The sequence below is a fragment of the Aquicoccus sp. SU-CL01552 genome (genome assembly GCF_040365005.1).
Classification (GTDB): Bacteria; Pseudomonadota; Alphaproteobacteria; order Rhodobacterales; family Rhodobacteraceae; genus Antarcticimicrobium.
Genome location: NZ_BAABWV010000020.1, coordinates 53643 through 77297, shown reverse-complemented (window position 1 = coordinate 77297; position 23655 = coordinate 53643). Strand labels below are relative to the sequence as shown.

General features: G+C 65.8%; 22 protein-coding genes and 1 tRNA gene. 7 read left to right on the top strand and 16 right to left on the bottom strand.

All coding sequences use genetic code 11. The features are described from left to right. Together ABWV23_RS19670 and ABWV23_RS19665 are read right to left on the bottom strand one after the other, a co-directional pair. Positions 1 to 578: PA14 domain-containing protein (locus ABWV23_RS19670; protein ID WP_353350885.1), on the bottom strand; the 578-nt coding region annotated here is incomplete at its 3' end. 85 nt (positions 579 to 663) lie between these two features. Continuing rightward, on the bottom strand, positions 664 to 1062 hold the full coding sequence (locus tag ABWV23_RS19665; RefSeq protein WP_353350883.1) for a DUF1801 domain-containing protein: 399 nt from the start codon (positions 1060 to 1062) through the stop codon (positions 664 to 666). Positions 1063 to 1210: 148 nt separating this feature from the next. Here ABWV23_RS19665 and ABWV23_RS19660 point away from each other — a divergent pair, with 148 nt between their 5' ends. Then, on the top strand, positions 1211 to 2173 hold the full coding sequence (locus tag ABWV23_RS19660; RefSeq protein ID WP_353350881.1) for an acetyl-CoA carboxylase carboxyltransferase subunit alpha: 963 nt from the start codon (positions 1211 to 1213) through the stop codon (positions 2171 to 2173). Positions 2174 to 2192: 19 nt separating this feature from the next. On the opposite strand, the gene ABWV23_RS19655 is transcribed toward ABWV23_RS19660, so the two are convergent. Beyond that, positions 2193 to 2993, bottom strand: a complete 801-nt coding sequence (locus ABWV23_RS19655; RefSeq protein WP_353350879.1) for a class I SAM-dependent methyltransferase — start codon at positions 2991 to 2993, stop codon at positions 2193 to 2195. A gap of 124 nt (positions 2994 to 3117) precedes the next feature. Between ABWV23_RS19655 and ABWV23_RS19650 the strand changes: the two genes are divergently transcribed. After that, positions 3118 to 3846: a winged helix-turn-helix transcriptional regulator gene (locus ABWV23_RS19650; RefSeq protein ID WP_353350877.1), complete on the top strand. Its 729-nt coding sequence runs from the start codon at positions 3118 to 3120 to the stop codon at positions 3844 to 3846. A gap of 91 nt (positions 3847 to 3937) precedes the next feature. Here ABWV23_RS19650 and ABWV23_RS19645 read toward each other — a convergent pair whose 3' ends face one another. The 3 genes from ABWV23_RS19645 to ABWV23_RS19635 form a co-directional block, all read right to left on the bottom strand. Then, positions 3938 to 5170: a lytic murein transglycosylase gene (locus ABWV23_RS19645; RefSeq protein WP_353350875.1), complete on the bottom strand. Its 1233-nt coding sequence runs from the start codon at positions 5168 to 5170 to the stop codon at positions 3938 to 3940. Between the two features lie 69 nt (positions 5171 to 5239). Continuing rightward, entirely contained in the window at positions 5240 to 5890 is a 651-nt protein-coding gene (locus ABWV23_RS19640; RefSeq protein WP_353350873.1) for a GntR family transcriptional regulator, read from the bottom strand. A gap of 65 nt (positions 5891 to 5955) precedes the next feature. Next, on the bottom strand, positions 5956 to 6642 hold the full coding sequence (locus tag ABWV23_RS19635) for a M48 family metallopeptidase (protein WP_353350871.1): 687 nt from the start codon (positions 6640 to 6642) through the stop codon (positions 5956 to 5958). Positions 6643 to 6743: 101 nt separating this feature from the next. Between ABWV23_RS19635 and ABWV23_RS19630 the strand changes: the two genes are divergently transcribed. The 3 genes from ABWV23_RS19630 to rpe all read left to right on the top strand — a co-directional run bounded on the left by ABWV23_RS19630 (position 6744) and on the right by rpe (position 8205). Further along, a complete protein-coding gene (locus ABWV23_RS19630) occupies positions 6744 to 7076 on the top strand; it encodes a TIGR02300 family protein (RefSeq protein ID WP_353350869.1) in 333 nt (110 codons plus the stop codon). Positions 7077 to 7233: 157 nt separating this feature from the next. Next, a tRNA-Ala gene (locus tag ABWV23_RS19625) sits at positions 7234 to 7309 on the top strand. Between the two features lie 203 nt (positions 7310 to 7512). Then, positions 7513 to 8205 (top strand): ribulose-phosphate 3-epimerase, encoded by a 693-nt coding sequence (gene rpe, locus ABWV23_RS19620; protein ID WP_353350867.1) that lies wholly within the window; start codon positions 7513 to 7515, stop codon positions 8203 to 8205. Positions 8206 to 8251: 46 nt separating this feature from the next. On the opposite strand, the gene ABWV23_RS19615 is transcribed toward rpe, so the two are convergent. The 7 genes from ABWV23_RS19615 to ABWV23_RS19585 all read right to left on the bottom strand — a co-directional run bounded on the left by ABWV23_RS19615 (position 8252) and on the right by ABWV23_RS19585 (position 15925). Next, positions 8252 to 9025, bottom strand: coding sequence for an oxepin-CoA hydrolase, alternative type (locus ABWV23_RS19615; RefSeq protein ID WP_353350865.1), 774 nt, complete (start codon positions 9023 to 9025; stop codon positions 8252 to 8254). Between the two features lie 24 nt (positions 9026 to 9049). After that, on the bottom strand, positions 9050 to 9481 hold the full coding sequence (locus ABWV23_RS19610) for a PaaI family thioesterase (protein WP_353350863.1): 432 nt from the start codon (positions 9479 to 9481) through the stop codon (positions 9050 to 9052). Further along, positions 9462 to 10595: an acyl-CoA dehydrogenase family protein gene (locus ABWV23_RS19605; RefSeq protein ID WP_353350861.1), complete on the bottom strand. Its 1134-nt coding sequence runs from the start codon at positions 10593 to 10595 to the stop codon at positions 9462 to 9464. Before ABWV23_RS19605 ends, ABWV23_RS19610 begins: the two co-directional genes overlap by 20 nt. A 5-nt stretch (positions 10596 to 10600) precedes the next feature. Further along, positions 10601 to 11791: an acyl-CoA dehydrogenase family protein gene (locus ABWV23_RS19600; protein ID WP_353350859.1), complete on the bottom strand. Its 1191-nt coding sequence runs from the start codon at positions 11789 to 11791 to the stop codon at positions 10601 to 10603. 17 nt (positions 11792 to 11808) lie between these two features. Continuing rightward, positions 11809 to 12984: an acetyl-CoA C-acyltransferase gene (locus ABWV23_RS19595; protein ID WP_353350858.1), complete on the bottom strand. Its 1176-nt coding sequence runs from the start codon at positions 12982 to 12984 to the stop codon at positions 11809 to 11811. A 15-nt stretch (positions 12985 to 12999) separates the two neighbouring features. Then, entirely contained in the window at positions 13000 to 15087 is a 2088-nt protein-coding gene (locus ABWV23_RS19590) for an FAD-dependent oxidoreductase (protein WP_353350856.1), read from the bottom strand. Positions 15088 to 15385: 298 nt separating this feature from the next. Further along, the gene (locus tag ABWV23_RS19585) at positions 15386 to 15925 is read right to left on the bottom strand and encodes a winged helix DNA-binding protein (RefSeq protein ID WP_353350854.1); all 540 of its coding nucleotides are present in this window, start codon (positions 15923 to 15925) and stop codon (positions 15386 to 15388) included. 120 nt (positions 15926 to 16045) lie between these two features. Here ABWV23_RS19585 and ABWV23_RS19580 point away from each other — a divergent pair, with 120 nt between their 5' ends. Then, positions 16046 to 17137, top strand: coding sequence for an LLM class flavin-dependent oxidoreductase (locus tag ABWV23_RS19580; protein WP_353350852.1), 1092 nt, complete (start codon positions 16046 to 16048; stop codon positions 17135 to 17137). Positions 17138 to 17142: 5 nt separating this feature from the next. Further along, the gene (locus ABWV23_RS19575; RefSeq protein WP_353350850.1) at positions 17143 to 17643 is read left to right on the top strand and encodes a flavin reductase family protein; all 501 of its coding nucleotides are present in this window, start codon (positions 17143 to 17145) and stop codon (positions 17641 to 17643) included. Between the two features lie 194 nt (positions 17644 to 17837). On the opposite strand, the gene katG is transcribed toward ABWV23_RS19575, so the two are convergent. The 3 genes from katG to ABWV23_RS19560 all read right to left on the bottom strand — a co-directional run bounded on the left by katG (position 17838) and on the right by ABWV23_RS19560 (position 23459). After that, positions 17838 to 20003, bottom strand: a complete 2166-nt coding sequence (katG, locus tag ABWV23_RS19570) for a catalase/peroxidase HPI (protein WP_353350848.1) — start codon at positions 20001 to 20003, stop codon at positions 17838 to 17840. Between the two features lie 609 nt (positions 20004 to 20612). Continuing rightward, positions 20613 to 22262, bottom strand: coding sequence for a Hint domain-containing protein (locus tag ABWV23_RS19565; protein ID WP_353350846.1), 1650 nt, complete (start codon positions 22260 to 22262; stop codon positions 20613 to 20615). Positions 22263 to 22760: 498 nt separating this feature from the next. Then, positions 22761 to 23459 (bottom strand): helix-turn-helix domain-containing protein, encoded by a 699-nt coding sequence (locus tag ABWV23_RS19560; RefSeq protein ID WP_353350844.1) that lies wholly within the window; start codon positions 23457 to 23459, stop codon positions 22761 to 22763. Positions 23460 to 23655: the final 196 nt, after the last annotated feature.

The window sequence follows — 23655 nt, the reverse complement described above, 5'->3', positions numbered from 1 at the left end:
TGGCCGAATATCCCGTTCGGCACCCATTTCAGCGGCTTGCCCTTCTTGGCCCGGCGCATCATCAGGCAGGAGGTGTTGAGCCGGTTGAAATAGGTGGCCTTGAATTCATACCAGCCGGCCTGCGGCACCTCGACCTCGGTCACATAGGTGCTGTCGCAGGTCTGGCGGCCGTCGAAACGCCCGACCCGCTGCCCGCCAATATAGGCGTCGAGCCCGTCATTGGTGAAGAAATCCATCTCGTAGACGCCGGGCGCGTCGAAACGGACATAGCCCCGGATCGAGGCGGCGACATTCTCGTCACGCTTGGAGGTCAGGGTTGGCTGGCCGATGTTGGTGTCGCGGTAATCCAGCCCGCGCAGCGCCGGACCGCGCTGGGCGCCACCGCTCAGGGCGCGGCCGGCCTCGGCCAGGGTGCGAATGTCCGTCTGCGGATAGGCATAGCTGACCGAGAGCCCGCCCTTGAGCCCGCCGGGCTGCGGGTTGGCCGGGGTGAGCTTCAGCGGCGCGGCCAAGCTGGCCGTCGCCGAGACGGCAGCGAGTGCGAGGGCGGCCACGGTGGCCCGAATGACTGTTTTCATAAGGCGTCCTTGGAAAAATGCGCCCCGAGGAGATGGGCAGAGAAAGGTTAGGCGGCGCAGGCCGCGCGGGCAAGCCCGTTGCACCTCAGCACCGCCCCCCTCCCTTGAGATGGTAGGTCAGCGCGCGGCGAATCAAGAGGCGCAGGGCCGGGTCGGTGATCGCGGCGGGTCCGTCGAACAGGATGGCGCGGCGACCCTCGACCGACCAGTCGGGGCCGGCAAGGGCGCGAAATTCCTCGATCAAGGTGGTCTGGCAATGCACGAAAAGCGCGAATCCACCCGATTTCGGCACCCCCAGCCGCAGGGTGGTGCCCGCCCCGGTCCGGGGTGTGAGATAGGCGGGCTGGCCCCAGCGCAATTCCTCGGACAGGCGCCCGGCCTCGGGCGTGTCGGCGGCGACCGACAGGATCAACGCGCGCAGCCCCGGCTGCGCCCCGGGCGGGAAAGCCGCGAAGGCGGCGGCGACCGGCGCGCTCATTTCCATGTTCGGCTCCATGTTACGCCGCGCCCTCCCTCGCCGGGCAGTTTAACGCGATTCGCGGGCGATCCTCCAACCCGGCGAGTTGCATCCGGGCCGCCGCAACGTCATATAGCCCCCTAGACAGCCCAATGGTCCCGCAGCGAGAGGCCCGATGACCCAGTACCTGGATTTCGAAAAACCCCTGGCCGAAATCGAAGGCAAGGCCGAAGAGTTGCGCGCGCTTGGCCGCGCCAACGAAGAGATGGACGTGGCCGCCGAGGCCGCCGCGCTTGACGCCAAGGCCGAGACCCTGCTGCGCGATCTGTACAAGAGCCTGACGCCCTGGCGGAAATGCCAGGTCGCGCGCCACCCGGAACGGCCGCATTGCCGCGATTACATCGAGGCCCTGTTCACCGAGTTCACGCCGCTGGCCGGCGACCGCAATTTCGCCGACGACCACGCGGTGATGGGCGGGCTGGCGCGGCTGGACGACCGCCCGGTGATGGTGATCGGCCAGGAGAAGGGCGCCGATACCAAGTCGCGCATCCTGCACAATTTCGGCATGGCCCGCCCCGAGGGCTATCGCAAGGCGGTGCGCCTGATGGAGATGGCCAACAAGTTCGGCCTGCCGGTGATCACACTGGTCGACACCCCCGGCGCCTATCCCGGCAAGGGCGCCGAAGAGCGCGGCCAGTCCGAGGCGATCGCGCGCTCGACCGAGAAATGCCTGCAGATCGGCGTGCCGCTGATCTCGGTCATCATCGGCGAGGGCGGCTCGGGCGGCGCGGTGGCGCTGGCCACGGCCGATCGCGTGGCGATGCTGGAACACTCGGTCTATTCGGTGATCACGCCGGAGGGCTGTGCCTCGATCCTGTGGAAGGACTCCGAGAAAATGCGCGAGGCCGCCGAGGCGATGCGGCTGACCGCGCAGGAGTTGCAGAAACTGGGCGTGGTGGACCGGTTGATCGACGAGCCGCTGGGCGGGGCGCATCGCGACCGCGACGCCAGCATCGAGGCCGTGGGCAAGGCGCTGGGCCAGATGCTGGGCGAGATGGACGGCAAGACCCCGGCCAAGCTGATCCAGTCCCGGCGCGAGAAATTCCTGGCCATGGGCGCAAAGGGGCTGGCGGCGTAGTCCGCGCCCGCGATCCAAATCAGATACGGCCCCCTCGAAGGACGACGGCAGTCCGGGGAATCACCAGGCCCAATTCCGTCTTGTAGGGCGCATGGACCCGCTCGAACGCGGCTTTGAAGGCGTCTCGCCGCGCCTCCGGCAGGGCCGCCCAGGTTTCCGCGACGGGACCGAAGCCCTTGACGTATTCGGCCCAGACCGTCGCGACATCCGGCGCATAGAGCGTTGTCACCTGCGCGCGGATCTCGATCTCGAAACGGTCCGCGAATGCCTCTTGCAACCAGTCGGGGCTCCCCCAGTCGAAGGGCGAGGCAGGGGGCGGGGGCGCGTCGGACCACCGCCCGATCAGCGCGAAGAACCGCGCAATGTAGCCATCCGGGTCGTCGGCCCATGTTGCCAACGCCAGGCGCCCGCCGGGGCGAAGGACGCGCGCCATCTCGGCGACGGTGGCGCGTGAATCATCGGAAAAGATCACGCCATAAGTCGACATCACCCCGTCGAAACTCTCGTCGTCGAACGGGAGCGCCTCGGCCGGCGCCACCCGAAACTCCGGCCGCGGATCGAGACCGGCCGCCAGGGCCTCGGCGGCCGCGATCATGCCCGGCGCGATATCCACTCCGGTGACACGGGCACCACGCCACGCCGCAAGCCGGGCGGCCCAGCCGGTGCCCGTTCCGATATCGAGGATACGGTCGCCGGACCGGGGCCAAAGCGACTGCACCGTGTGCGCGATGGTATCGGACAGCCCGAATGAAATCCCGTCATAGGCCTTGCCCGTTCGGCCCCACATACGCGCTTCGGGGCCAGGTGTCTGAATGGTCATCGCAGCCTCCCGTTGATGGTCATGGCACCAGAGTGCCACCGGGATGGGCCTGCGGATACTCCACGATCTGGAGTATTCAGCGCCCCCCGTCTGCGGTATCCTTGGCCCAACAGGGGAGGCATCCATGAAGGGATATGGCCAATTCTGTCCCATCGCCAAGGCTGCGGAGATCTTTTGCGAGCGCTGGACGGCGCTGGTTATCCGGAACCTCGGGGCGGGCGCCGAAAGGTTCAACGACATACACCGGGGTGTTCCGCACATGTCCGCCACCCTGCTGACCCGTCGGCTGCGACTGCTTGAGGCCGAAGGCCTCGTCGCGCGCAGGCGGACCGCCACGGGAAAGACCTGGACATATCACCTGACGGAGGCTGGCGCCGAATTCCTGCCGTTGGTTGGTGCGCTCGGGGTCTGGGGGCGGCGGTGGACCCGCAGGGAGCTCAAGGACGGCGAAATTGATCTGGGTCTCTTGATCTGGGGGTTGGAGTATTCGGTGGACCCCAAGGCCTTCGGGCCGCGCCGCCGGGTCATTCACCTCGACGTCACCGACCAGCCGGAGGGCAAGCGTTTCTACTGGTTCGTGTGCGAGGCGGGAGAGCTCGATGTCTGCGTGTCCGACCCCGGTGGAGAAACCGACCTGTTCCTGAGCGCCGCGTTGCCGGACCTGATCCGGGTCTATCGCGGGGATGTTTCGCTGGCGGCGGCCCTCGAGGACGGCCGGCTGGTGGCGGACGGCGCGCCGAACCTCCTGCTCCGCCTGCCTCGATGGTTCAATTCGAGCCCTGTCGCGAAGACGCCCCAAGCACTGCGGGGACCGGCGCGCCGGTCGGAATCGGCCCCGATCACCCTCGGATGACGCGCCCCCGCCAAAGGACGGCACACCAGGTGGCGGTGCCGCAAGGGGTCCATGCGGCCGTTTTCGACGTGCCGCCACCAGGCGCGCGCCCTTATCCCCCGAGCCGCGCCAGCAGTGCCTTTGACGGTGTGCCGGTGACCGGCAACCCCTTGGCGCGCTGATAGGCGGTGATCGCGGCGCGGGTGTTGTCGCCGATCACACCGTCCGCCCCCTGCGTGTCGAAGCCGGCGCGGGTGAGCCGGGCCTGCAGGTCCTTGCGGTCGTCCAGCGTCAACCCGGTGGCATCCGGCCCGAATCGACCGAAGAGCGGCGGACCGCCGGCGATGCGGTCGGACAGGTGGCCGACGCCGATGCCGTATTTCTCGGCGTTGTTATAGCGCAGGATCACCCCGAAATTGCGGAACACCAGGAAGGCCGGCGCACCGGGGCCGGCCGGGGCCAGCACAGAGGCCGACCCGTGATCGGGCAGCGCGCCGCCCGCCGCCGGGCGAACCCCCAGCGCCGCCCACTGGCCCGCGCTACGGCTGGTGCCGCGCCCGGTCAGCCCCATGTCGAAGCCCTGCGGCAAGGCGACCTCCAGCCCCCAGGGCTGACCATGCCGCCAGCCCGAGCGCGACAGGTAGGCGGCGGCCGAGGCCAGCGCGTCGGCGGGATCGTCCGACCAGATGTCGCGCCGCCCGTCGCCGGTGAAATCCACCGCGTAGGCGAGATAGGAGGTGGGGATGAACTGGGTATGGCCCATGGCGCCGGCCCAGCTTCCGGTCATGCGCTCGGGCGGGACGTCGCCGTTCTGCACGATCTTGAGCGCGGCGATCAGCTGGCTTTCGAAAAAGGCGCCGCGCCGGCCATCATATGCCAGCGTCGACAGCGCCGAGATCACCGGCACGTCGCCGCGCCGCGCGCCATAGCGGCTTTCCAACCCCCAGATGGCGGTGACCACGCGAGCCTCGACGCCGTACTTCGCCTCGATCCGCGCGAGCAGTGCGCCGTGCCGTTTCAGCATGGAGCGGCCCGTCGCGACCCGCTCGTCCGAGGCGGCGATGGCGATGTAATCCTCAAGGCTGCGGGTGAACTCGGTCTGGTTGCGGTCACGCTCGATCACCCCGGGCAGGTAGCCGGCGCCGCGAAAGGCGCGGCTCAGCACCTGCGGATCAATGCCCTTGGCCGCCGCGCGGGTGCGAAACCCCTGAACCCAGGTGTCAAAGCCGGGATTGGCCACCGCCCGCATCCGGCCGGGCGCCGCCGGTTGCGACCCGCCGCCGGTGCACCCGGTCAGAAATGCCGCCGCCAGTCCCAGCCCCGCCGTTCGTCGTGTGATGTTCATATGCTGCTGCCCTTTGCCCACCGATTTGGCGCAGGCTAACGCAAAACGCCGGGCACCCCAACCGGGTCTCTAGCGTGTCAGAAGCTTCAGCCCCTGGGTCACGTCCGAGCGCACCGCCAGCCGCAACCCGGGCTCGTCGCCGGCCTTGAGCGCGGCGATGATCAGCCGGTGGTACTGCGGCGCCTCGGTGCGGCGCAACCGGCCGTAAAGCGCCCGCATGGTCGGTCCGAGTTGGAGCCAGACGGTTTCGGCCATGGCCAGCATCGCCGGGGCCTGCGCGCGCAGGTAGAGGGTGCGGTGAAACTCGAGGTTGGTGCGGATATAGCCGACCGCATCGCGTTTCTGCACCTGCTCGGCGATCACGCCGTTGATGCTGTGCAGCCGCTCGATCAGGGCGATATGGGCGCGTGGCAGGGCGCGGCTGGCCAGTTCGACCTCGAGCAGGGCGCGCAGCGCAGCCAGTTCCTCGATCCGGTCCTGGGTGAGATCGGGCGTCGAGGCGCGGCCCGAGCTGGACAGCAGCAACGCCCCCTCGGCCACCAGCCGCCGCATCGCCTCGCGCGCGGGGGTCATCGAGACATCGAACTCGCGCCCGATGCCGCGCAGGGTCAGCGACTGGCCCGGTTCGATCTCGCCGTGCATGATCCGCGTGCGCAGGGTGCGATAGACCCGGTCATGGGCGGCGGGCGCGGCGTCGGCGGGGCGTTGTTGCATCATCATGGGATCATGTGATCACAAACCGGCCGGCGGTCAAGCCTCGCCCGTCCGATCCCGCCCGGGGCGGCTCAGTCGGGAAAGCGGTACCGGTGCAGCCCGGCGCCGTGGTCGCGCAGCCAGCGGCGCGGTGCCTCGTAAGGGCCGTGGATCCGCTCCACCCCCTCCCAGAAGGCGGCGGAGTGGTTCATCTCGGCCAGGTGAGCGACCTCATGCGCGGCAACATAGCGCAGCACCTCGGGCGGGGCGAGCACCAGCCGCCAGGAGAAACTCAGCGCCCTGCGCGACGAGCACGACCCCCAGCGCGAGCGGGTGTCCCGCAGGGTGATCCGGGTATAGTCCCGGCCCAGCGCGCGGGCATAATCGTCGGCGGCGCCGGCCAGCCGGTCGCGCGCCAGTTCGCGCAGCCAGGAGTGCAGGCGGCGGCTGGCATTGTCCTGCGGCACGGCGATTTCATCCGCCGACAGGCGCACCCCCCGCCCCGGCCCGGCCACCACGCGGCGCGCCACGCCCTCGACCGGGATCACCTCCCCGGGGCCGACCGCCACCTCGGTCGGACGCGTTTCCAGGTGGCCGCGAATCCAGCTCTCCTTGGTCCGCGCAAAGGCCAGCGCCTCGGCCTCGGGCACGCCCTTTGGCAGCGTCAGGGTGACCCGCCCGTCGAGTTGCGAGATGCGCAGGCTGATGCGCCGCGCCCGGGCAGAGCGGCGCAAGGTCAGCGGCACCGCGGGCGATCCCGGCAGGAAATGGTCGGCCATGGCGCTCGGCTCCGGTCTCAAAGGCTTTGACAGCCCTTATCTCATATGGCACGTGCACGGAATCGTCGACACGACTCAGCAGTTAATCAAGGGGATTTCACATGCCCAAGGAAGAATGGGGTGTAAAGCGCATTTGCCCGACCACCGGCAAACGCTTCTACGACTTGAACAGGAACCCGATCGTCAGCCCCTATACGGGCGAGGTGGTTGAAATGGAGACCGGCAAGAGCCGGATGATCGCGGCCGACGCCGAGGATGCGGCCTCGGCCAAGGCAAAGGACAAATCCACCGATGATGAGGAGGTGGTGCTGGACGATGACGACGACGCGGTCGACGTCGATCTGGGCGATGACGTCCTCGAGGACGACGACGAGGAGGACAACGTTTCGCTGGACGAGATCGCCGACGTCCCCTCGGACGACGACGACTCGTGATCGCGCGGGGCGGGTCGGGGCAATCACCGCCCTGCCCGTCCGTGCCTGTCCGGGCGCCAAGGCGCCCTGGCAAAAATCCTGCCCGAAAGGCGATTTTTTCGCTTGATCATCACAGCGCCGTTCCGTAAACGACGCGCACACCGCCGGTGACGGCGACGGGGCCTTAGCTCAGCTGGGAGAGCGCTTGCATGGCATGCAAGAGGTCAGGGGTTCGATCCCCCTAGGCTCCACCAAATTCCTTCAAAATTCCTCCTGCCTCCGTGGTGGTTGCCTGCCTTCAACGCGCTCCGGTTGGTGGCCTGTTTCCGCCCCTCCACGCCGAGGCCCCTCGCTTGAAGGGCCGCGCGGTGGATCCGGCGCCTTTGGGCCGATTCCCCCCTACCGCCCATCGCGTCGGCGGCCTATATGCAACTCAGGCCACGTGGAGATGCATCAGATGACCTTCGACCGTTCCATCAAGATCGCGCCGTCGATCCTGTCCGCCGATTTCGCCAACTTCGGGCAGGAAATCCGCGCCATCGAGGACCAGGGCGCCGACTGGGTCCATGTGGACGTGATGGACGGCCATTTCGTGCCCAACCTCACCTTCGGCCCGCCGGCGGTGAAGGCGTTTCGCCCCCATGTGAAGACGGTGATGGACGTGCACCTGATGATCGCGCCGGTCGATCCCTATATCGCCGCCTATGCCGAGGCCGGCGCCGATGTGATCACCGCCCATGTCGAGGCCGGCCCGCACCCGCACCGGACCCTGCAGGCGATCCGCGCGGCGGGCTGCAAGGCCGGGCTGGCACTGAACCCCGGCACGCCGGCGGCCTCGGTCGAGTACCTGCTCGACATGGTGGACCTGGTCTGCGTGATGACGGTGAACCCCGGTTTCGGCGGGCAGAAGTTCATTCATTCCCAGGTCGAGAAGGTCAAGCAGCTGCGCCGGATGATCGGCACCCGCCCGGTGCATATCCAGATCGACGGCGGTGTCGATCCGACCACCGCGCCGCTGGTGGCCGACGCCGGCGCCGACGTGCTGGTGGCCGGTTCGGCGGTGTTCAAGGGCGGCTCGGTGCAGGCCCCCGAGGTCTATGGCCAGAACATCCGCGCCATCCGCGAGGCGGCGCAGGGGGTTTACGTCTGAGGCTCTGACCGGCGACCAGCCCGGCCTTGAGCCGGGCGCGCAACCCTCAGCTCCAGTCCGGTTTCCGCTTTTCGAGAAAGGCCGCGATGCCCTCGGCGGCCTCGGGGCTGCCGGTGGCGCGGGCCATGGCATCGCGTTCGCGGCTCAACTGCTCGGCCTCGGACAGGTCATAGGCCGAGGCGACCATGCGCCGGATCGCCCCCTGCGTGTCGCGCGGGCCGCGCGCCAGCGTATCGGCCAGTTCCTGCGCGGCAGCCTCCGCCCCGCCCGGTTCGGTCAGCAGGTTCACCGCCCCCAGCGCCGCCATGCGGTCGGCGCCCACGGGCCGGCCCAGCAGACACATCTCCATCGCAAGTGGTCGCGGCAGGACCCGCGCCAGTGACGCGGTCAGCCCGCCATCTGGCACCAGCCCGGCTTTGACGTAAGCGGCGGTGAACTGCGCGTCACGGGCCGCCACGATCAGGTCGCAAGCCAGCGCGAGGGACAGCCCCGCCCCCGCCGCACCGCCCTCGACGGCGGCGATCACAGGCACCGGGCAGGCGCGGATCGCGCGGATGCGGTCGTGCAGCTTGTCGATCTGGGCGCGGCGTTCGTCCTCGCCCATGCCCTGACGATTGATCAGCACGTTGAGATCGCCGCCAGCGCAGAAGAACCCGCCCTCGGAGGTCAGGATCACGGCGCGGATACGCGGCTGCGCGGCCTGCTCGACCGCCTCGGTGATGGCCTTGTACAGGTCGGGTGACAGCGCGCCGCGCCGCTTGGCGTTCATGTTGACGACGACCAGCCGGTCGCCCTGATCCTCGATGCGTGCGGATGGCATTGCGATCCCTCCCCGGGTGTTGCGCTATCTTACCGGCGGAACCCGCCGGTACACGCCCGTGCCGGTGGCAACGAGGCGGTCGTCGGCATCGAACAACGTGCCTTCGATGAACAGGGTGCGCTTGCCACCGCCGGTGACCCGACCGATCGCCATCACCCGGCCCTGCCCGCAGGGGGCGAGAAAATGGGTGTTGAACGACAGGCTCATCATCTGCGGCAAAGTCTCATGGTCCAGATGCAGCGCCCCGGTATAGCCACAGGCGCTGTCGAGCAGCATCGCCTGGATGCCCCCATGCAGCACCCCGTGGCGGTTGGAATGCCGGTCATCCACGTCGAGATAGAGCCGCGCGCGCCTGTCCGGCTGGCCCACGTCCACGGTCCAGCCGATCAGGGTCTGTGCGCCGGTCTCACCATGGATGAGACCGGCAGCGTCGATGTCAGGCGACGCTGAGGTCAATGAAGCGCTCCAGGTGGTAATCGGTATCGCCAAAGCGATGGTCGGTCATCACGATACGCTTGGCGATATGGGCCAGTTCGTATTCCTGCGTCATGGCGATGCCGCCGTGCATCTGGATCGCCTCTTCGGCCACCAGCCGCCCGGCCCGCCCGATCAGGTTGCGCGCCGCGGCGATGTGCCGATCGCGCGACTGCGGATCGTCCGCCAGGTGGCCGGCGGCGTTGATCACCGCCGAACGGACCTGTTCCAGCTCGATCAGCAGGTCCGAGAACCGGTGCTGAAGCGCCTGGAACGTCCCGATGGGCCGGCCGAACTGTTGCCGCGTCATCAGGTAGCCACGGGTGAGTTCCGTCGCGGTCTCCATCGCGCCCAGCGCCTCGGCCGAGAGCGCCACGTTGGCCGCCGCCGCTGCCGCCGCGATGGCCGGAAACGCCTCGCCCGCCGCGCCGAGCCGCGCCGATGTCGGCAGCCGCACGTTGTCGAGCGTGACCTCGGCGGCCCGCCCACCGGCGAGCATCGGGTAGCCGCGCAGCGCCATCCCGGCGCTGTCGGCCGGCACCAGGAAGAGCGAGATGCCGCCCTCGTCATCCACCGCGCCGCTTTCGCGGGCCGAGACGATCAGCTGCCCGGCGGCCTCGGCGTTGATGACCACGGCCTTGCGTCCGTTCAGTACGATTTCCTCGCCGTTTTGTACGGCCGTGGTCTCGACCCGGCTGAGGTCGTATCGGCTGGTCGGCTCGCCATGGGCGAAGGCCAGGTGCAGCGACCCTCCGATCACCTCGTCGAGCAACGCCCGCTGGCCCGCGTCACCCAGCGCGGCGATCAGCCGTCCGCCCAGGATCGCGGTGTCGAGAAAGGGCTCGACCACGCCGGCGCGGCCCAACTCCTCGAACACGGTGGTGATGTCGAAACCGGCCCCGCCAAAGCCGCCCTGATCCTCGGGGAACAGCGCGCCGATGACGCCCAGTTCCGCCAGTTCCGCCCAGATCGCGGAGCTCATCCCCGAGTCGCTGTCGAGGATCTCGTTGCGGGCCTTGGTGGTGTACTTGTCGGCCAGATAGCGCCGCAGAGTATCCTGCAACATCTGCCGTTCTTCGGTCAGCGTGAAATCCATGTTCCTCAGCCCCCCATCTTGACCTTGGCGATGATCCCGCGCTGGATCTCGTTCGAGCCGCCAAAGATCGACAGCTTTCTGTTGTTGAAGTAATCGGCCGCCAGCGGCGCGGCATACTCCGGGCCGATCGGCGCATTGTCGCCCTCGACCGCCTCGGAGGCGAAGGGCATCGCGTAGGGGCCCACCGCGCGCCGGGCGAGATCGTTGATCTCCTGCCGGATGATGGTGCCCTTGACCTTGAGCATGGAGCTTTCCACCCCGGGGGCCTGGCCCGCCGCCGCCTGGCTGATGATGCGCAGGTTGGTGGTGGACATCGCCATCAGGTCGATCTCGACCCTGGCGAGCCGCGCGGCGAAATGCGGGTTCTCGATCAGCGGGCGACCGCCCGCCATCTCGGCCCGCGCGATGCGCTTGACCGCGTCCAGCCCGGCCTGGGAGAACCCGACGCCGGCAATGTTGGTGCGCTCATGCGTCAGCAGGTACTTGGCATAGGTCCAGCCCTTGTTTTCCTCGCCCACCAGGTTCTCGACCGGCACCTTCACGTCGTTGAAGAAGACCTCGTTCACCTCGGGGGTGCCGTCGAGCAGGATGATCGGGCGCACCTCGATGCCCGGCGTGTCCATGTCGATCAGCAGGAAGGAGATCCCCTCTTGCTGTTTGACGTCCGGGTCGGTGCGCACCAGGCAGAAGATCTTGTTGGCGTGCTGGCCCAGCGTCGTCCAGGTCTTCTGCCCGTTGACGATGTAGTGATCGCCGTCGCGCACGGCGCGGGTCTTGAGGCTGGCCAGGTCCGAACCGGCGCCCGGTTCGGAATAGCCCTGGCACCACCAGTCCTCGCCGTTGAGGATGCGCGGCAGGTAATAATCCTGCTGTTCCTTGGAGCCGAATTTCTGCAGCACCGGCGCCAGCATCGACAGGCCGAAGGGCACGATGCGCGGGGCGTCGGCCAGCGCGGCCTCTTCCTCGAAGATATACCGCTGCACCGCGTTCCACTCGGCACCGCCGAATTCCTTGGGCCAGTTCTGGGCCAGCCAGCCGCGCGCGTTCAGGATCGCGTGCCAGCGTTCGATATCGGCCTTGCCCAGTTCGGCGCCCGACCGGACCTTGTCCGTCAGCTCCTTGGGCAGGTCATCACGGAGAAAGGCGCGAACCTCGTCACGAAACGCCTGCTCCTCGGGGGAATAACTCAGGTCCATTGGTCGGGCCCCTTTTCTCAGTAGATCTCGAACAGGCCGGCCGCACCCATGCCGCCGCCGATGCACATGGTCACGACGCCCAGCTTGGCGCCGCGCCGCTTGCCCTCGCGCAGGATGTGGCCGACCATGCGGCCGCCGGTCATGCCGAAGGGATGGCCGATGGCGATGGAGCCGCCGTTGACGTTGCATTTCTCGTCATCAATGCCCAGCCGGTTGCGGCAGTAGAGCGCCTGCGAGGCGAAGGCCTCGTTCAGTTCCCAGATGTCGATGTCGTCGACCTTGAGGCCATGCCGTTCCAGCAGGCGCGGCACGGCAAAGACCGGGCCGATCCCCATCTCGTCGGGTTCGCAGCCGGCAACGGCAAAGCCCTTGAAGGCGCCCATTGCCTCGAGGCCGCGTTTCTCGGCGTCCTTGCTGTCCATCAGGACCACGGCGGCGGCGCCGTCGGACAGCTGGCTGGCGTTGCCGGCGGTGATGAAGTTGCCTTCGCCGCGCACCGGCTCCAGCTTGGCCAGCCCCTCGAGCGTGGTTTGCGGCCGGTTGCATTCGTCGCGGTCGACCACGACCTCTTTCATCGTGATCTCGCCGGTTTCCTTGTCCTTGACGGCCATGGTCGCGGTCATCGGCACGATCTCGTCGGCGAACAGGCCGGCCTCCTGCGCCTTGGCGATCCGCTGCTGGCTGCGCAGACCGTATTCGTCCTGTGCCTCGCGGCTGATGCCATAGCGGTTGGCGACGATGTCGGCGGTCTCGATCATGGTCATGTAGACCGCTGGCTTATGCTCCAGCAGCCACGGATCGGGCGCATGCCGCGACTTGGGCTGCACCATCGAGATGCTCTCCACCCCGCCGGCGACCATCGGGCCGGCACCTTCGCAGGTGATCGCGTTGGCGGCCATCGCCACGGTCTGCAACCCGGAGGAGCAGAACCGGTTCACGGTCACGCCGGAGGCGCTGATCGGCAGCCCGGCGCGCAGGGCGATCTGGCGGGCGATATTGCTGCCGGTCTCGGCCTCGGGCGCACCACAGCCCATCAGGCAATCCTCGATCTCTCCCGGTTCGAGGCCGGAGCGCTCCACCGCGGCCTGCACCGCGTGTCCGCCCATGGTGGCGCCATGGGTGGCGTTGAACGACCCCCGGAAGGACTTGGCCAGACCGGTACGGTTGGCGGCTACGATAACAGCTTGTTTCATCAGGATCTCTCCTCCTCAATCCTTGTTCAAATCGTCAAACGTGCGCCCTTCGGCGACGAGTTGTTCCAACAGCGGTGCCGGCTCCCAGAAATAGGGGTCCTCCTCGGCCCAGGTCTTGATATCGGCCAGCAGCGCCGGCAGCCCCTGCATGTCGGCCCATTTCATCGGGCCACCGCGATAGCGCGGGAAGCCGTAGCCGTAGAGCAGGGTCACATCGACATCGAGCGGCCGCTTGGCGATCCCCTCGCCGACCACCCGCGCCGCCTCGTTGACCATCGAGGCCATGTAGCGGCGCACGATCTCTTCGTCGGTGAACTCGCGCGGGGTGATGCCCTGTGCGGCGCGGTCGGCCTCGATCAGGGGCATCAGCTCGGGGTTGGGTACGCGGGCCTTGGCACCGGCGGCATAGTCGTAATAGCCCTTACCGGTCTTCTGGCCGAAATGGCCGTCCTCGCAGAGCTTGTCGGCATAGGTGAAATCACGCGCGCGCGGGTCCATTCCCTCGGCGCGCTTGCGCTTGCGCACGGCCCAACCGATGTCGAGCCCGGCCAGGTCGCCCACCGCATAGGGGCCCATGGCAAAGCCGAATTTCTCCAGCGCCGCGTCGATCTGGTACGGGCTGGCGCCATCGAGGATCATGTAATCGGCGCAGGTGCGATACTTGCTGAGGATCCGGTTGCCGATGAAGCCGTCGCAGACGCCGGCGCGGACCGAGACCTTGGACATCTTCTTGCCCAGGGCAAAGCCGGTGGCGGCCACGTCCGGCGCGGTCTTGTCGGCGACCACGACCTCGAGCAGTTTCATCACGTGGGCCGGCGAGAAGAAGTGCAGCCCGATCACGTCGCCCGGACGCGAGGTGCAGGCGGCGATCTCGTTCACGTCGAGGTAAGAGGTGTTGGAGGCCAGCACCGCGCCCGGCTTGCAGACCGCGTCGAGCTTGCCGAACACGTCCTTTTTCACGCCCATGTCCTCGAACACCGCCTCGATCACCAGGTCGGCGTCGGAAAGCGCGGCGTAATCAGTGGCGAGCGTCAGCGCTTTCTCGGTCAGCTCCTCGAACTGCGCCGCGCTGATCTTGCCGCGTTTCAGCGCGCCCTGCAGGTTGCCCGAGATGCGGCCCTTGGCGGCCTCGGCGGCCTCGGCGTTCATCTCGATCAGCGTGACCTTGAGCCCCGAGAGCAGCGCCGAGGTGGCGATGCCCGCCCCCATGGTGCCGCCGCCGATGACGCCGATGGCATTGAGGTCGCGGGGCGTCACCCCGTCGAGTTCGGGCAGCTTGCCGACCGCGCGCTCGGCAAAGAAGGCGTGGATCAGCCCCTGTCGCTGGTCGGTGGCCATGAGTTCCATGAACAGCTCGCGCTCGCGCTTCATGCCCTCGTCGAAGGGCAGTTCGCTGCTGGCCTGGATGCCGCGCACGGCGACGGCGGGGGCCAATTGGCCACGGGCCTTTTTCAGCACCGCGTCATAGAGCGCGTCGAAATCCACCGGGGCGGGCGCGGCCATCTCGCTGATGGCGCGGCGGGGCGCGGCGGTGTCGATCAGTTCCTGCGCATAGGCGAGGCCGATCTCGCGCGGGGTGCCCTCCGCGATCTTGTCGACGAGGCCCATCTCCAGCGCCTCTGCGGCGCCGACCTGGCGCCCCGAGGTGATCACGTCGAGCGATTTGTCGATGCCGATCAGCCGCGGCAGGCGCTGGGTGCCGCCGGCGCCGGGCATCACCCCGATCAGGACCTCGGGCAGGCCCATCCGCGCCTTGGGCACGGCGATGCGATAGTGCGAGCCGAGCGCGATCTCGAGCCCGCCGCCCAGCGCGGTGCCGTGCAGCGACGAGACCACGATCAGCGGGGAGGCTTCGATTCGGGTGCAGACGTCGGGCAGGAAGGGTTCGGTCGGCGGCTTGCCGAATTCACGGATGTCGGCACCGGCAAAGAACGTCCGCCCCTCGCCATAGATCAGCACCGCCTTGGCGCCCTCCCGTTCGGCGCGTTCGATCCCCTCGACCAGACCTTGCCGGACCGCAAGACCCAGCGCGTTGACCGGCGGGTTGTTCGCCGCCAGAACCGCGATATCGCCAATTTTCTCGTACACAATGGCCTCGGACATCCGGCCTTCCCCTCTTTGTGACCGGCCGGCCCGTGCGCGGGCCTTGTACCGGTGGTGGTCGCAGTCTATCGGATTACTAACGGTGGCGGCGGCGCCTGTGCAAACCCGCAACGCGTAACTTTGCGTCACTTCCGGCTGTGCGCGGCACGGTCAGACCTCCCCTTCCGACAATTTCGCAATGCGGAACCCGGTTCCGCAAGATGCGCGCAGACTAGGCGCAAGCCGCAGATAAGATCAAGCGCAAAGCCCCCACGCGCAATAATATTGCGGCACGGTCAGGGCCGTGGCGCCCGGCGCCCTATCGCCGGTGGGTCGCCGCCACGCGGGCGGCCTCTTCATATATTCCGGTCAAAAGGTTCAGCGCCCGCGTTGCCTCGGCCAGTTGCTCGGGGAACCCCGGCAGGTTGTTGATCTTTTCGATCAGCAGCTTGCGGCGCAGGGTGCTGTAATTGTCGGTGACCCGGCGCCCCTCTTCCGTCGCCTCGTAAGTGACGCCGCTGCGACCGGAGCCGCGTTTCTCGACCAGCCCGGCGCCGGTCAGCTTGCGCAGGGAATACTGGATGTTGGGGATGTCGTCGCGGTTGGTCAGCCGCGCCAGTTCCTTGATGGATTTTGGCCGGTCGTTCATCCGGATGACGTGCAGCAGCGCGTTTTCCGGCCCGCTGGCGGCCAGGTCACAGACCGAGGCTAGGCATTCCGACTGCCAGCGGCCGAATCCCTCGAAGGCCCGCATCAGCGCGAACTCCGCCTCGGTCGTGCTGACCTCGGCGGGGTCGCCGGACAGGTGCCAGAGAAAATTCAGCCCGTCGTCGGGATCGTCCTTTTTTGATGCATTCACAAGCTTTTCCCTCCGGTCAGCGAGTGTCCCGCAGCGATGCGGGCGGTGCAACGTGATTTTTAAATAGACTTTCAATTTAAAAATACACAGTATTTCCACACCCAACAGGAGATACATGCAATGACAACTAACTTGATGATGAAGAAAGACGGCTTCAAGCTCGGCACCTTCTCGTCCAACTGCTCATCGGGCATGACCGTGACCAAGGCGCCGGAACGCTGGAACAACAGCTGGGAGAACAACCTCAAGCTCGGCAAGATGCTGGATGCGGCGGGCATCGACTTCATGCTGCCGATCGCGCGCTGGATCGGCTATGGCGGCGAGACCGATTTCCACGGCGGCGTGCTGGAGACGATGACCTGGGCCGCCGGGCTGCTGGCCCATACCGAGAACCTGACCGTTTTCGCCACCATCCACACCGCCGCCAACAACCCGGTGGTGGTCGCCAAGCAGATCGCCACCATCGACCAGATCGGCAAGGGGCGCGCCGGGCTGAACGTCGTCGCCGGCTGGAACAAGCCGGAGTACGAGGCGCTGGGCCTGTCCCTGCCCGACGATCACGAGACCCGCTATGGCTATGCGCAGGAATGGCTCGACGTGATCCGCAAGCTGTGGGAATCCGAGGAATATTTCGACTGGGACGGCAAGTACTTCAACCTCAAGCACGTGGCGGGCGACCCCAAGCCGCTGAGCGGCACGGTCCCGATCCTGAACGCGGCCGGCTCGCCCCAGGGCCGCGATTTCGCCACCGACAACGCCAACTATCTCTTTACCCCGGCGATCGACCTGGCCCGGTCCAAGGACGAGATCCAGGAGTTGAAGGAACAGGCGCGCGGCAAGGGCCGCGATGTCGGCGTGCTGACCTTCAGCCACGTGATCTGCCGCGAGACCGAGGCAGAGGCGCGCGCCTATCAGAAATACATCACCGACGACAATGCCGACTGGGAAGCGGTCGACAACCTGGTCAACCTGCAGTTCGCCCATGCCCACAGTTTCCCGCATGACCTGCTGGCGCAGATCCGCTACCTGATGGCGCAGGGTCACGGTGGTTTCCCCCTTGTCGGCACGCCGCAGCAGGTGGCCGAGGGAATCATCAAACTGCATGAAACCGGGTTCGCGGGCAGCACGCTCTCCTTCGTGGATTACGCCGAGGAGTTCCCGTACTTCCGCGACAACGTGCTGCCGATCCTGGCCGAGGCAGGAATCCGGTGAACGCGATGACCCCGATCCCCGACCCCGATGCAAAGACCTTTACCGGCGCGATGCGTGCGCTGGTGGGCAATTGCTCGGTGCTGACGGTGGGCGACGGTGACGACCGGACCGGCCTTGTGGTCACCTCGGCGATCTCGCTGTCGGCCGAACCGCCGCTGCTGCTGGCCTGCGTCAACCGCAGCGCGTCAAGCTGGCCGATGTTCGGACGCTACGGGCGGTTCGGCTGGTCCTCGCTGGGCGCGCAGCACGAAGAGGTGGCCAAGCGTTTCGGCGGCTTCGGCGGAATCAAGGGGCCGGATCGCTATGCCGGCGCCGATTGGGTCACTGCGGTGACCGGTGCGCAGCTTTTGGCGGATGCGCCCGCCGCCTTTGACTGCGAGGTCGAGGAGGTGATCGACCGGGCCACCCATTCCATCGTGATCGGCCGGGTGCGCGCGGTGCTGACCACCCCGGAGCAGGGCGCGCTGGTCTACTGGGATGGCGGGTTCCGCACCATGGCGGCCTGAACCCTACGGTTTGGCGCCCGTTTGGTACGGGGGCCGACCTTCCCGCCGGTGGCGTGCTCTCCCTGTCGCGCCGCCGGATCCTGACCCCGCCGGGGCGGTCCCGCGCGGGGTCTTTTTCTCGCCCCTCGGCGTCAGCGCGCAAAAGAAGGCGCGCCGCCGAAGCGACGCGCCTTTCTTGATTTCAAACCCCGATCTCAGGCGAGGTCGAAGCGGTCGGCGTTCATCACCTTGGTCCAGGCGGCGACGAAATCAGAGACGAGTTTCCCGGCGCTGTCGTCCTGGGCATAGACCTCGGAATAGGCGCGCAGGACCGAGTTCGAGCCGAACACCAGATCGGTGCGGGTGGCGGTCCATTTGACCTCGCCCGTGTCGCGATCGGTGATCTCGTAGATGCCGCCCTTTGCCGGCACCCACTTGTAGGCCATGTCGGTCAGGGTGACGAAGAAGTCCTGGGTCAGCGCCCCCTCGCGATCGGTGAAGACACCATGTTTCGTGCCGCCGTGGTTGGTGCCGATCACCCGCATGCCGCCGACCAGAACGGTCATCTCGCTCGCGGTGAGGCCCATGAGTTGGGTGCGGTCGAGCATCAGTTCCTCGGGGCTGACCACGTAGTCCTTCTTCAGCCAGTTGCGATAGCCGTCGGCCAGCGGTTCCAGCACGTCGAAGGAGTCGGCATCGGTCATCGCGTCGGTGGCATCGCCCCGGCCCGGCGCGAAGGGCACGGTGATGTCGTGCCCCGCGGCCTTGGCGGCCTGTTCGACGCCAAGGTTGCCGGCCAGGACGATCACGTCTGCGATGCTGGCGCCGGTTTCGGCGGCTATCGGCTCCAGTGCCGCCAGCACCTTGGCCAGGCGGGCGGGCTCGTTGCCCTCCCAGTCCTTTTGCGGGGCAAGGCGGATGCGGGCGCCGTTGGCCCCGCCGCGCCGGTCCGAGCCACGGAAGGTTCGGGCGCTGTCCCAGGCGGTGGACACCATCTCGGAGGTCGACAGGCCGGCCGCCGCGATCTTGGCCTTGACCGCGTCGACATCGTAATCGGTCGCGCCGGCGGGCACCGGATCCTGCCAGACCAGGTCCTCGTCCGGGACATCGGGGCCGAGGTAGCGGACCTTCGGCCCCATGTCGCGGTGGGTCAGCTTGAACCAGGCGCGGGCGAAGGTGTCCTCGAAATAGGCCGGGTCGGCCATGAATTTCTGGCAGATCTCGTTATAGATCGGGTCAACCTTCAGTGCCATGTCCGCATCGGTCATCATCGGGTTGTGACGGATGCCGGGATCGGTGGCGTCGAGCGGTTTGTCCTCTTCCTTGATGTCCACCGGCTCCCACTGCCAGGCCCCGGCGGGGGATTTCCTGAGCTCCCATTCATGACCGAAGAGCATGTCGAAGAACCCCATGTCGAACTTGGTCGGATGGGTGGTCCATGCCCCCTCGAGCCCCGAGGTCACCGCGTTGGCCGCCTTGCCCTTCTGGTTGGGGTTGGCCCAGCCGAGGCCCTGCATCTCGGGTCCGGCGGATTCGGGATCGACGCCCAGCGCATCGGCGTCGCCATTGCCGTGGGTCTTGCCGACGGTGTGGCCGCCGGCGGTCAGTGCCGCGGTCTCTTCGTCGTTCATCGCCATCCGGGCAAAGGTTTCGCGCACCTGGGCGGCGGTCTTCATCGGGTCCGGCTTGCCGTTGACGCCCTCGGGGTTGACGTAGATCAGGCCCATCTGCACCGCGGCGAGCGGGTTCTCCATCGTCGCCGGGTTCTCGACATCCCCATAGCGCTCATCGCTGGGGGCCAGCCATTCCTTTTCGTTGCCCCAGTAGGTGTCTTTCTCGGGGTGCCAGATATCCTCGCGCCCGAAGCCGAAGCCATAGGATTTCAGCCCCATCGATTCATAGGCGACGGTGCCGGCAAGGACGATCAGGTCGGCCCAGGAGATCTTGTTGCCGTATTTCTTCTTGATCGGCCAGAGCAGGCGGCGGGCCTTGTCCAGGCTGACGTTGTCGGGCCAGGAGTTCAGCGGCGCGAAGCGCTGGTTGCCGGTGCCGCCACCGCCGCGTCCGTCCGCGGTCCGGTAGGTGCCCGCCGCGTGCCAGGCCATGCGGATCATCAGCCCGCCGTAATGGCCCCAGTCGGCCGGCCACCAGTCCTGGCTGTCGGTCATCAACGCGTGCAGATCCTGTTTCAACGCCGCGACGTCGAGCGTCTTGACCGTTTCGCGATAGTCGAACCCCTTGTCCATCGGGTTGGTCTTGCTGTCGTGCTGGTGCAGGATGTCGAGGTTCAGCGCATTCGGCCACCAGTCCATCACCGTCTTGTCGTTGGCCGTGATCGCGCCATGCATGACCGGGCACTTGCCGATATCGTTTCCGTCCATCTCTCTCTCCCGCTTTTTTGAGCTTTGTCGTGGGCGTATCGAAGGGCTGTGGCGGCGTGGCACACGGGCCGCGCCCCTCCCTTCTTCTGGACTCGTTCTAACAAATTCACGCCATTGGGATAAGTTTTATTTACTGATCTTAATGATAGGTTTTGATTATGACGCAGCAAGACGGGCTCCGGTGCAAGCCCTTGTGCGCGGACAGTCGCGACGGGGAAACGCCATCGAACGGCCCCGCCCCTGTCGTCGTGGGCCGCCCGCGAGGCCCCATCGTGTCTTGGATTTTCGTCCAGGGCGTTACGTTTTCGCGTCCCCCAAGGGGGAAGCAGTCTCACGCGAGAACGGGCTGCAACCTCTCCCCGCCCCCGGGACTCTTTCGATCATAAGCTGCATTCACGCAACGCAGGTCGCTCCTGACACAGCCTCCTTCCTTTTTGAGAAAGGGTCGCGCTGTGTCCGGTTTCCTTGCGAAAAAAACCGCATACATCTGTCTTTTCAGGAAAATCTCCAAGCCCAGAACCTGAACTCAGTGAGGTTCAAAACCAGTAGACGGCGGTTGCGGTGCGGGCGATTGCAGGAACCGTGATCTATTGGCCATGAATCCTGACCTCAAGCACAAAGAAGCTCTTTCCTGTTCTTAATGTGCCGGTGAACCAGTTTCTTTTGCAAGACGTGCGATGGAATTGTGCGCGCAGGGACCGCGCAATAGTCAAGATCAACGGCCTCTGGAAAAAGCATCATGCATTCTAGCCACGTGTCGATATCAAGGGCATTTCTCATCTGGGGACCCATCAAGAAGCTCTCGGTCGGGGTGCCCTCGGCGAAAATGACTTCGTGGTTTTCAAATACAAGATGGAAGTACTCGACACTGTCGACTGTCTTGTCCACGAGAATTCCGGGCAGCGCAGTGAGCCGTATCGCGGCAACGAGAACCGCCGTGGAGCCGAACATACGCTTCACAATACTGGACTGGGCGACCATGCGGTGTTGGCGAGATACGGCCAGATCTCTCTTGGGCAATCCTGACCCCATTGCGCCCGCCATGATCCGGATCGGGTAGAGCTTTGCATTCTGCCGCAGCTCTTCCGGCCCTATGACGCGGCTCAATGCCAGTTTAAGTTCTTGAAAGCCATTGTCTTGTGTCAGCACTTGATCGCCCGCTTTCAACGTCTCGACCGGCACGGCGCCTCGATCTGTCGTGATCAATGTCCCACGGGCGAAACATGTCACACCGGTTTGCTCCTCGATTGAAGAGGCTGACGCCCCCTTGAGGCCAGACAGGCCGGTGATCGACCCGCCAAGCGCAGTATTGTCGCTATAATCGCTGTCGTCGGATTGGTTCAGGATGTTGTCATCTGCGAGGTCTGCCAGAAGTTCCGTGCTGTTGGTGTAGAACTCGGACAGGTCAATAAAGTCATTGTTGGTCTTGTCGCCATCGTCGGAATCCGTGGAGCCGACGCCAAAATCAGTGATGGTCTCGGCGCCATCACCGGCATTGAACTCAAAGATATCATTCCCGCTTCCGCCGGAAAGGCTGTCATCCCCTGGCCCGCCCGAAATCGTATCGTCGCCGTCCCCGCCTGTGATGACGTCATCTCCCGCCAGACCATGGATCGTGTCAGGGCCAAGCCCACCATTCAGATCATCGGCCCCGGCCGTGCCGGTGATGGTCTCTCCTGCGGAGCCCTGTGGCACCAGGTCGCCATCGTTCTCCATGGTGTCGATGTCAGAGCGCCAACTCAGGTCCCCGAGCAGACCGCCATCAGGGAGACCTGAGAAATCAACAACCATAGTTGTATAGAGGTCCCCCTCTGCCGGGCTTCCGACAAAATTGACAACACCTGAGTAGGCAACATTGATATTGCCGGACATCTCTTCGGATTCCGGGGATAGATAAAACGGATAGCCGTTTTTTGAACCCGGTGTGGACCCTCCGTCAGGATCATCGTCCATCGTGAAGGTCGTATCGAAGACGGAACTGGCAGGCTGGAGGTCGATCTCCAACGATGCCAAAAGCTTGGTCGTCGTCAGCTCGTGCCAGTTCCAGCCATAAGACATGTTTATGTTTTCACCAACAGCACCGCCCTCGGTGTATTCGTCATAGGCTTGCCATGTCAGTGTCTCGGTAGACCCATCCGCATATGTGGCGGTGACCTTGGCCCCCTCCAGATCAACCCCACGTGAGGTGGTATCGGCGCGAAGGCCATCGACGGTTTCGTGCGGATTCTCGTCGAGCCTATCAATATGAATTGTGGGCATATTCCAGACTTCCTTTTGCGAATTCCAGTCCGATACAAACAGTCTTCAGTGTCGAGCATTTCAGTGTCTTTGGGGTGCGCACCCTGAAGTGGCCGGAGCATTCTGGCAGGCGCCCTGGGACATGCCGTATAGGTACAAACGAGTGTGAGAATGACACCGCAAAGAAAAATTTCGGACAAATTCAGGGCATATGCACGCTCGGGGCGCCACGCAATTGCACGACGGTTCAGGAGATCGCCGCCCAATGCCAGCTTGACCTCTCGTCAGCAGGGACATTGGCAACTGTGTCCATCCGCGTAGCAGGATCCGCCAAGGTATGCCGGTCTTGATGATCGCATTGGCGAATCGTGATCAAGCTTCGTGCGATTGCGATGAGGATGCGTTCGTGCGGCTGTCGGTGCCCTTTGGTACGTTTTGCGACGGGGCGGAGAACAGGGTGATGGCAGGCGGCTGCGGTCGCGCCCACCCGAGGGCAACGACAAGGCGGATTTGACGCCGTCAGGTCGAGGGATCGTCGATCAGCGGGTTTGGCTTTGCCAACCCTTCAAGGCTGTCGCGGTCGACGATACGCACCGTCGGCCCCTCGACCTCGACCCCGTAGGGACGTAGCGCCTTGATCGCGCGCGAAAGGTTTTCGGGCGTCATGCCCAGAAAGGACGCCAAGCGGCGTTTTTCGATCGAAAGGTCGAACTCGGCGGCGCCCCCCGCGCGATGGCTGCTGCGCAACAGGTAATTCGCCAGCCGCTCGATCGACGTTCGCAGCTTGAGATCCTTGGAGGTCTTGACCACCGCGCGATAGCATTGGGCAAGCTCGCCCACCACGGCGCGGGCAAACCCGTTGTCGACCTCGAACACCGCGCGCACATCCATCGACGGCAGCATGATGACGCGGGATTTCTCGGCGGTGCGGGCCGACATCAGGTAGGGCGCATCCTTGATCGAGGCGGCCAGGATAAAGGTCGAGATCGGGCGCACCGTCGCCATCGAGGTTTCGCGCCCGTTCCAACTGGCGAACATCTCGACGCTGCCGGTCAGGACGATGTGCAGGAAATCGGGATAGTCCCCCTCGGTGATCAGTTGCACCTGCGGCGGGAAGGTCTGGACGTAGGCGCCACGGATCAGGTCGCCGAAACTCTCGTCGGACATGTTCCGGAACAGATCGAGCGTCCGAATCTCTGGAATGTCGTCAGGTCTCACATCGTCTCCTGTCTCGCCCGCATGACCGTATCTGTGGGGACGATTGATATTTGTCAAGCGATCAGCCGAAGTTGTCGCAACGCCCATTCCACATGTTTTTCCTCCGGACCGAAAGTAATTCCATCGCCGGTTTATTTTAAGGCGAACCGGGCGGTTTCTTGATCTCGATCAACTGTATGTCACCGAACTGCCCTTT

Excerpts from the sequence above, each read along its gene's own strand:
- rpe (WP_353350867.1), top strand. The coding sequence starts at position 7,513 with ATGACCTTCGACCGTTCCATCAAGATCGCGCCGTCGATCCTGTCCGCC.
- ABWV23_RS19565 (WP_353350846.1), bottom strand. The coding sequence starts at position 22,262 with ATGCCCACAATTCATATTGATAGGCTCGACGAGAATCCGCACGAAACC.
- ABWV23_RS19640 (WP_353350873.1), bottom strand. The coding sequence starts at position 5,890 with ATGATGATGCAACAACGCCCCGCCGACGCCGCGCCCGCCGCCCATGAC.
- ABWV23_RS19600 (WP_353350859.1), bottom strand. The coding sequence starts at position 11,791 with ATGGACCTGAGTTATTCCCCCGAGGAGCAGGCGTTTCGTGACGAGGTT.
- ABWV23_RS19665 (WP_353350883.1), bottom strand. The coding sequence starts at position 1,062 with ATGGAAATGAGCGCGCCGGTCGCCGCCGCCTTCGCGGCTTTCCCGCCC.
- ABWV23_RS19605 (WP_353350861.1), bottom strand. The coding sequence starts at position 10,595 with ATGGATTTCACGCTGACCGAAGAACGGCAGATGTTGCAGGATACTCTG.
- ABWV23_RS19645 (WP_353350875.1), bottom strand. The coding sequence starts at position 5,170 with ATGAACATCACACGACGAACGGCGGGGCTGGGACTGGCGGCGGCATTT.
- ABWV23_RS19575 (WP_353350850.1), top strand. The coding sequence starts at position 17,143 with ATGACCCCGATCCCCGACCCCGATGCAAAGACCTTTACCGGCGCGATG.
- katG (WP_353350848.1), bottom strand. The coding sequence starts at position 20,003 with ATGGACGGAAACGATATCGGCAAGTGCCCGGTCATGCATGGCGCGATC.
- ABWV23_RS19655 (WP_353350879.1), bottom strand. The coding sequence starts at position 2,993 with ATGACCATTCAGACACCTGGCCCCGAAGCGCGTATGTGGGGCCGAACG.
- ABWV23_RS19580 (WP_353350852.1), top strand. The coding sequence starts at position 16,046 with ATGACAACTAACTTGATGATGAAGAAAGACGGCTTCAAGCTCGGCACC.
- ABWV23_RS19635 (WP_353350871.1), bottom strand. The coding sequence starts at position 6,642 with ATGGCCGACCATTTCCTGCCGGGATCGCCCGCGGTGCCGCTGACCTTG.
- ABWV23_RS19615 (WP_353350865.1), bottom strand. The coding sequence starts at position 9,025 with ATGCCATCCGCACGCATCGAGGATCAGGGCGACCGGCTGGTCGTCGTC.
- ABWV23_RS19650 (WP_353350877.1), top strand. The coding sequence starts at position 3,118 with ATGAAGGGATATGGCCAATTCTGTCCCATCGCCAAGGCTGCGGAGATC.
- ABWV23_RS19630 (WP_353350869.1), top strand. The coding sequence starts at position 6,744 with ATGCCCAAGGAAGAATGGGGTGTAAAGCGCATTTGCCCGACCACCGGC.
- ABWV23_RS19590 (WP_353350856.1), bottom strand. The coding sequence starts at position 15,087 with ATGTCCGAGGCCATTGTGTACGAGAAAATTGGCGATATCGCGGTTCTG.
- ABWV23_RS19660 (WP_353350881.1), top strand. The coding sequence starts at position 1,211 with ATGACCCAGTACCTGGATTTCGAAAAACCCCTGGCCGAAATCGAAGGC.
- ABWV23_RS19595 (WP_353350858.1), bottom strand. The coding sequence starts at position 12,984 with ATGAAACAAGCTGTTATCGTAGCCGCCAACCGTACCGGTCTGGCCAAG.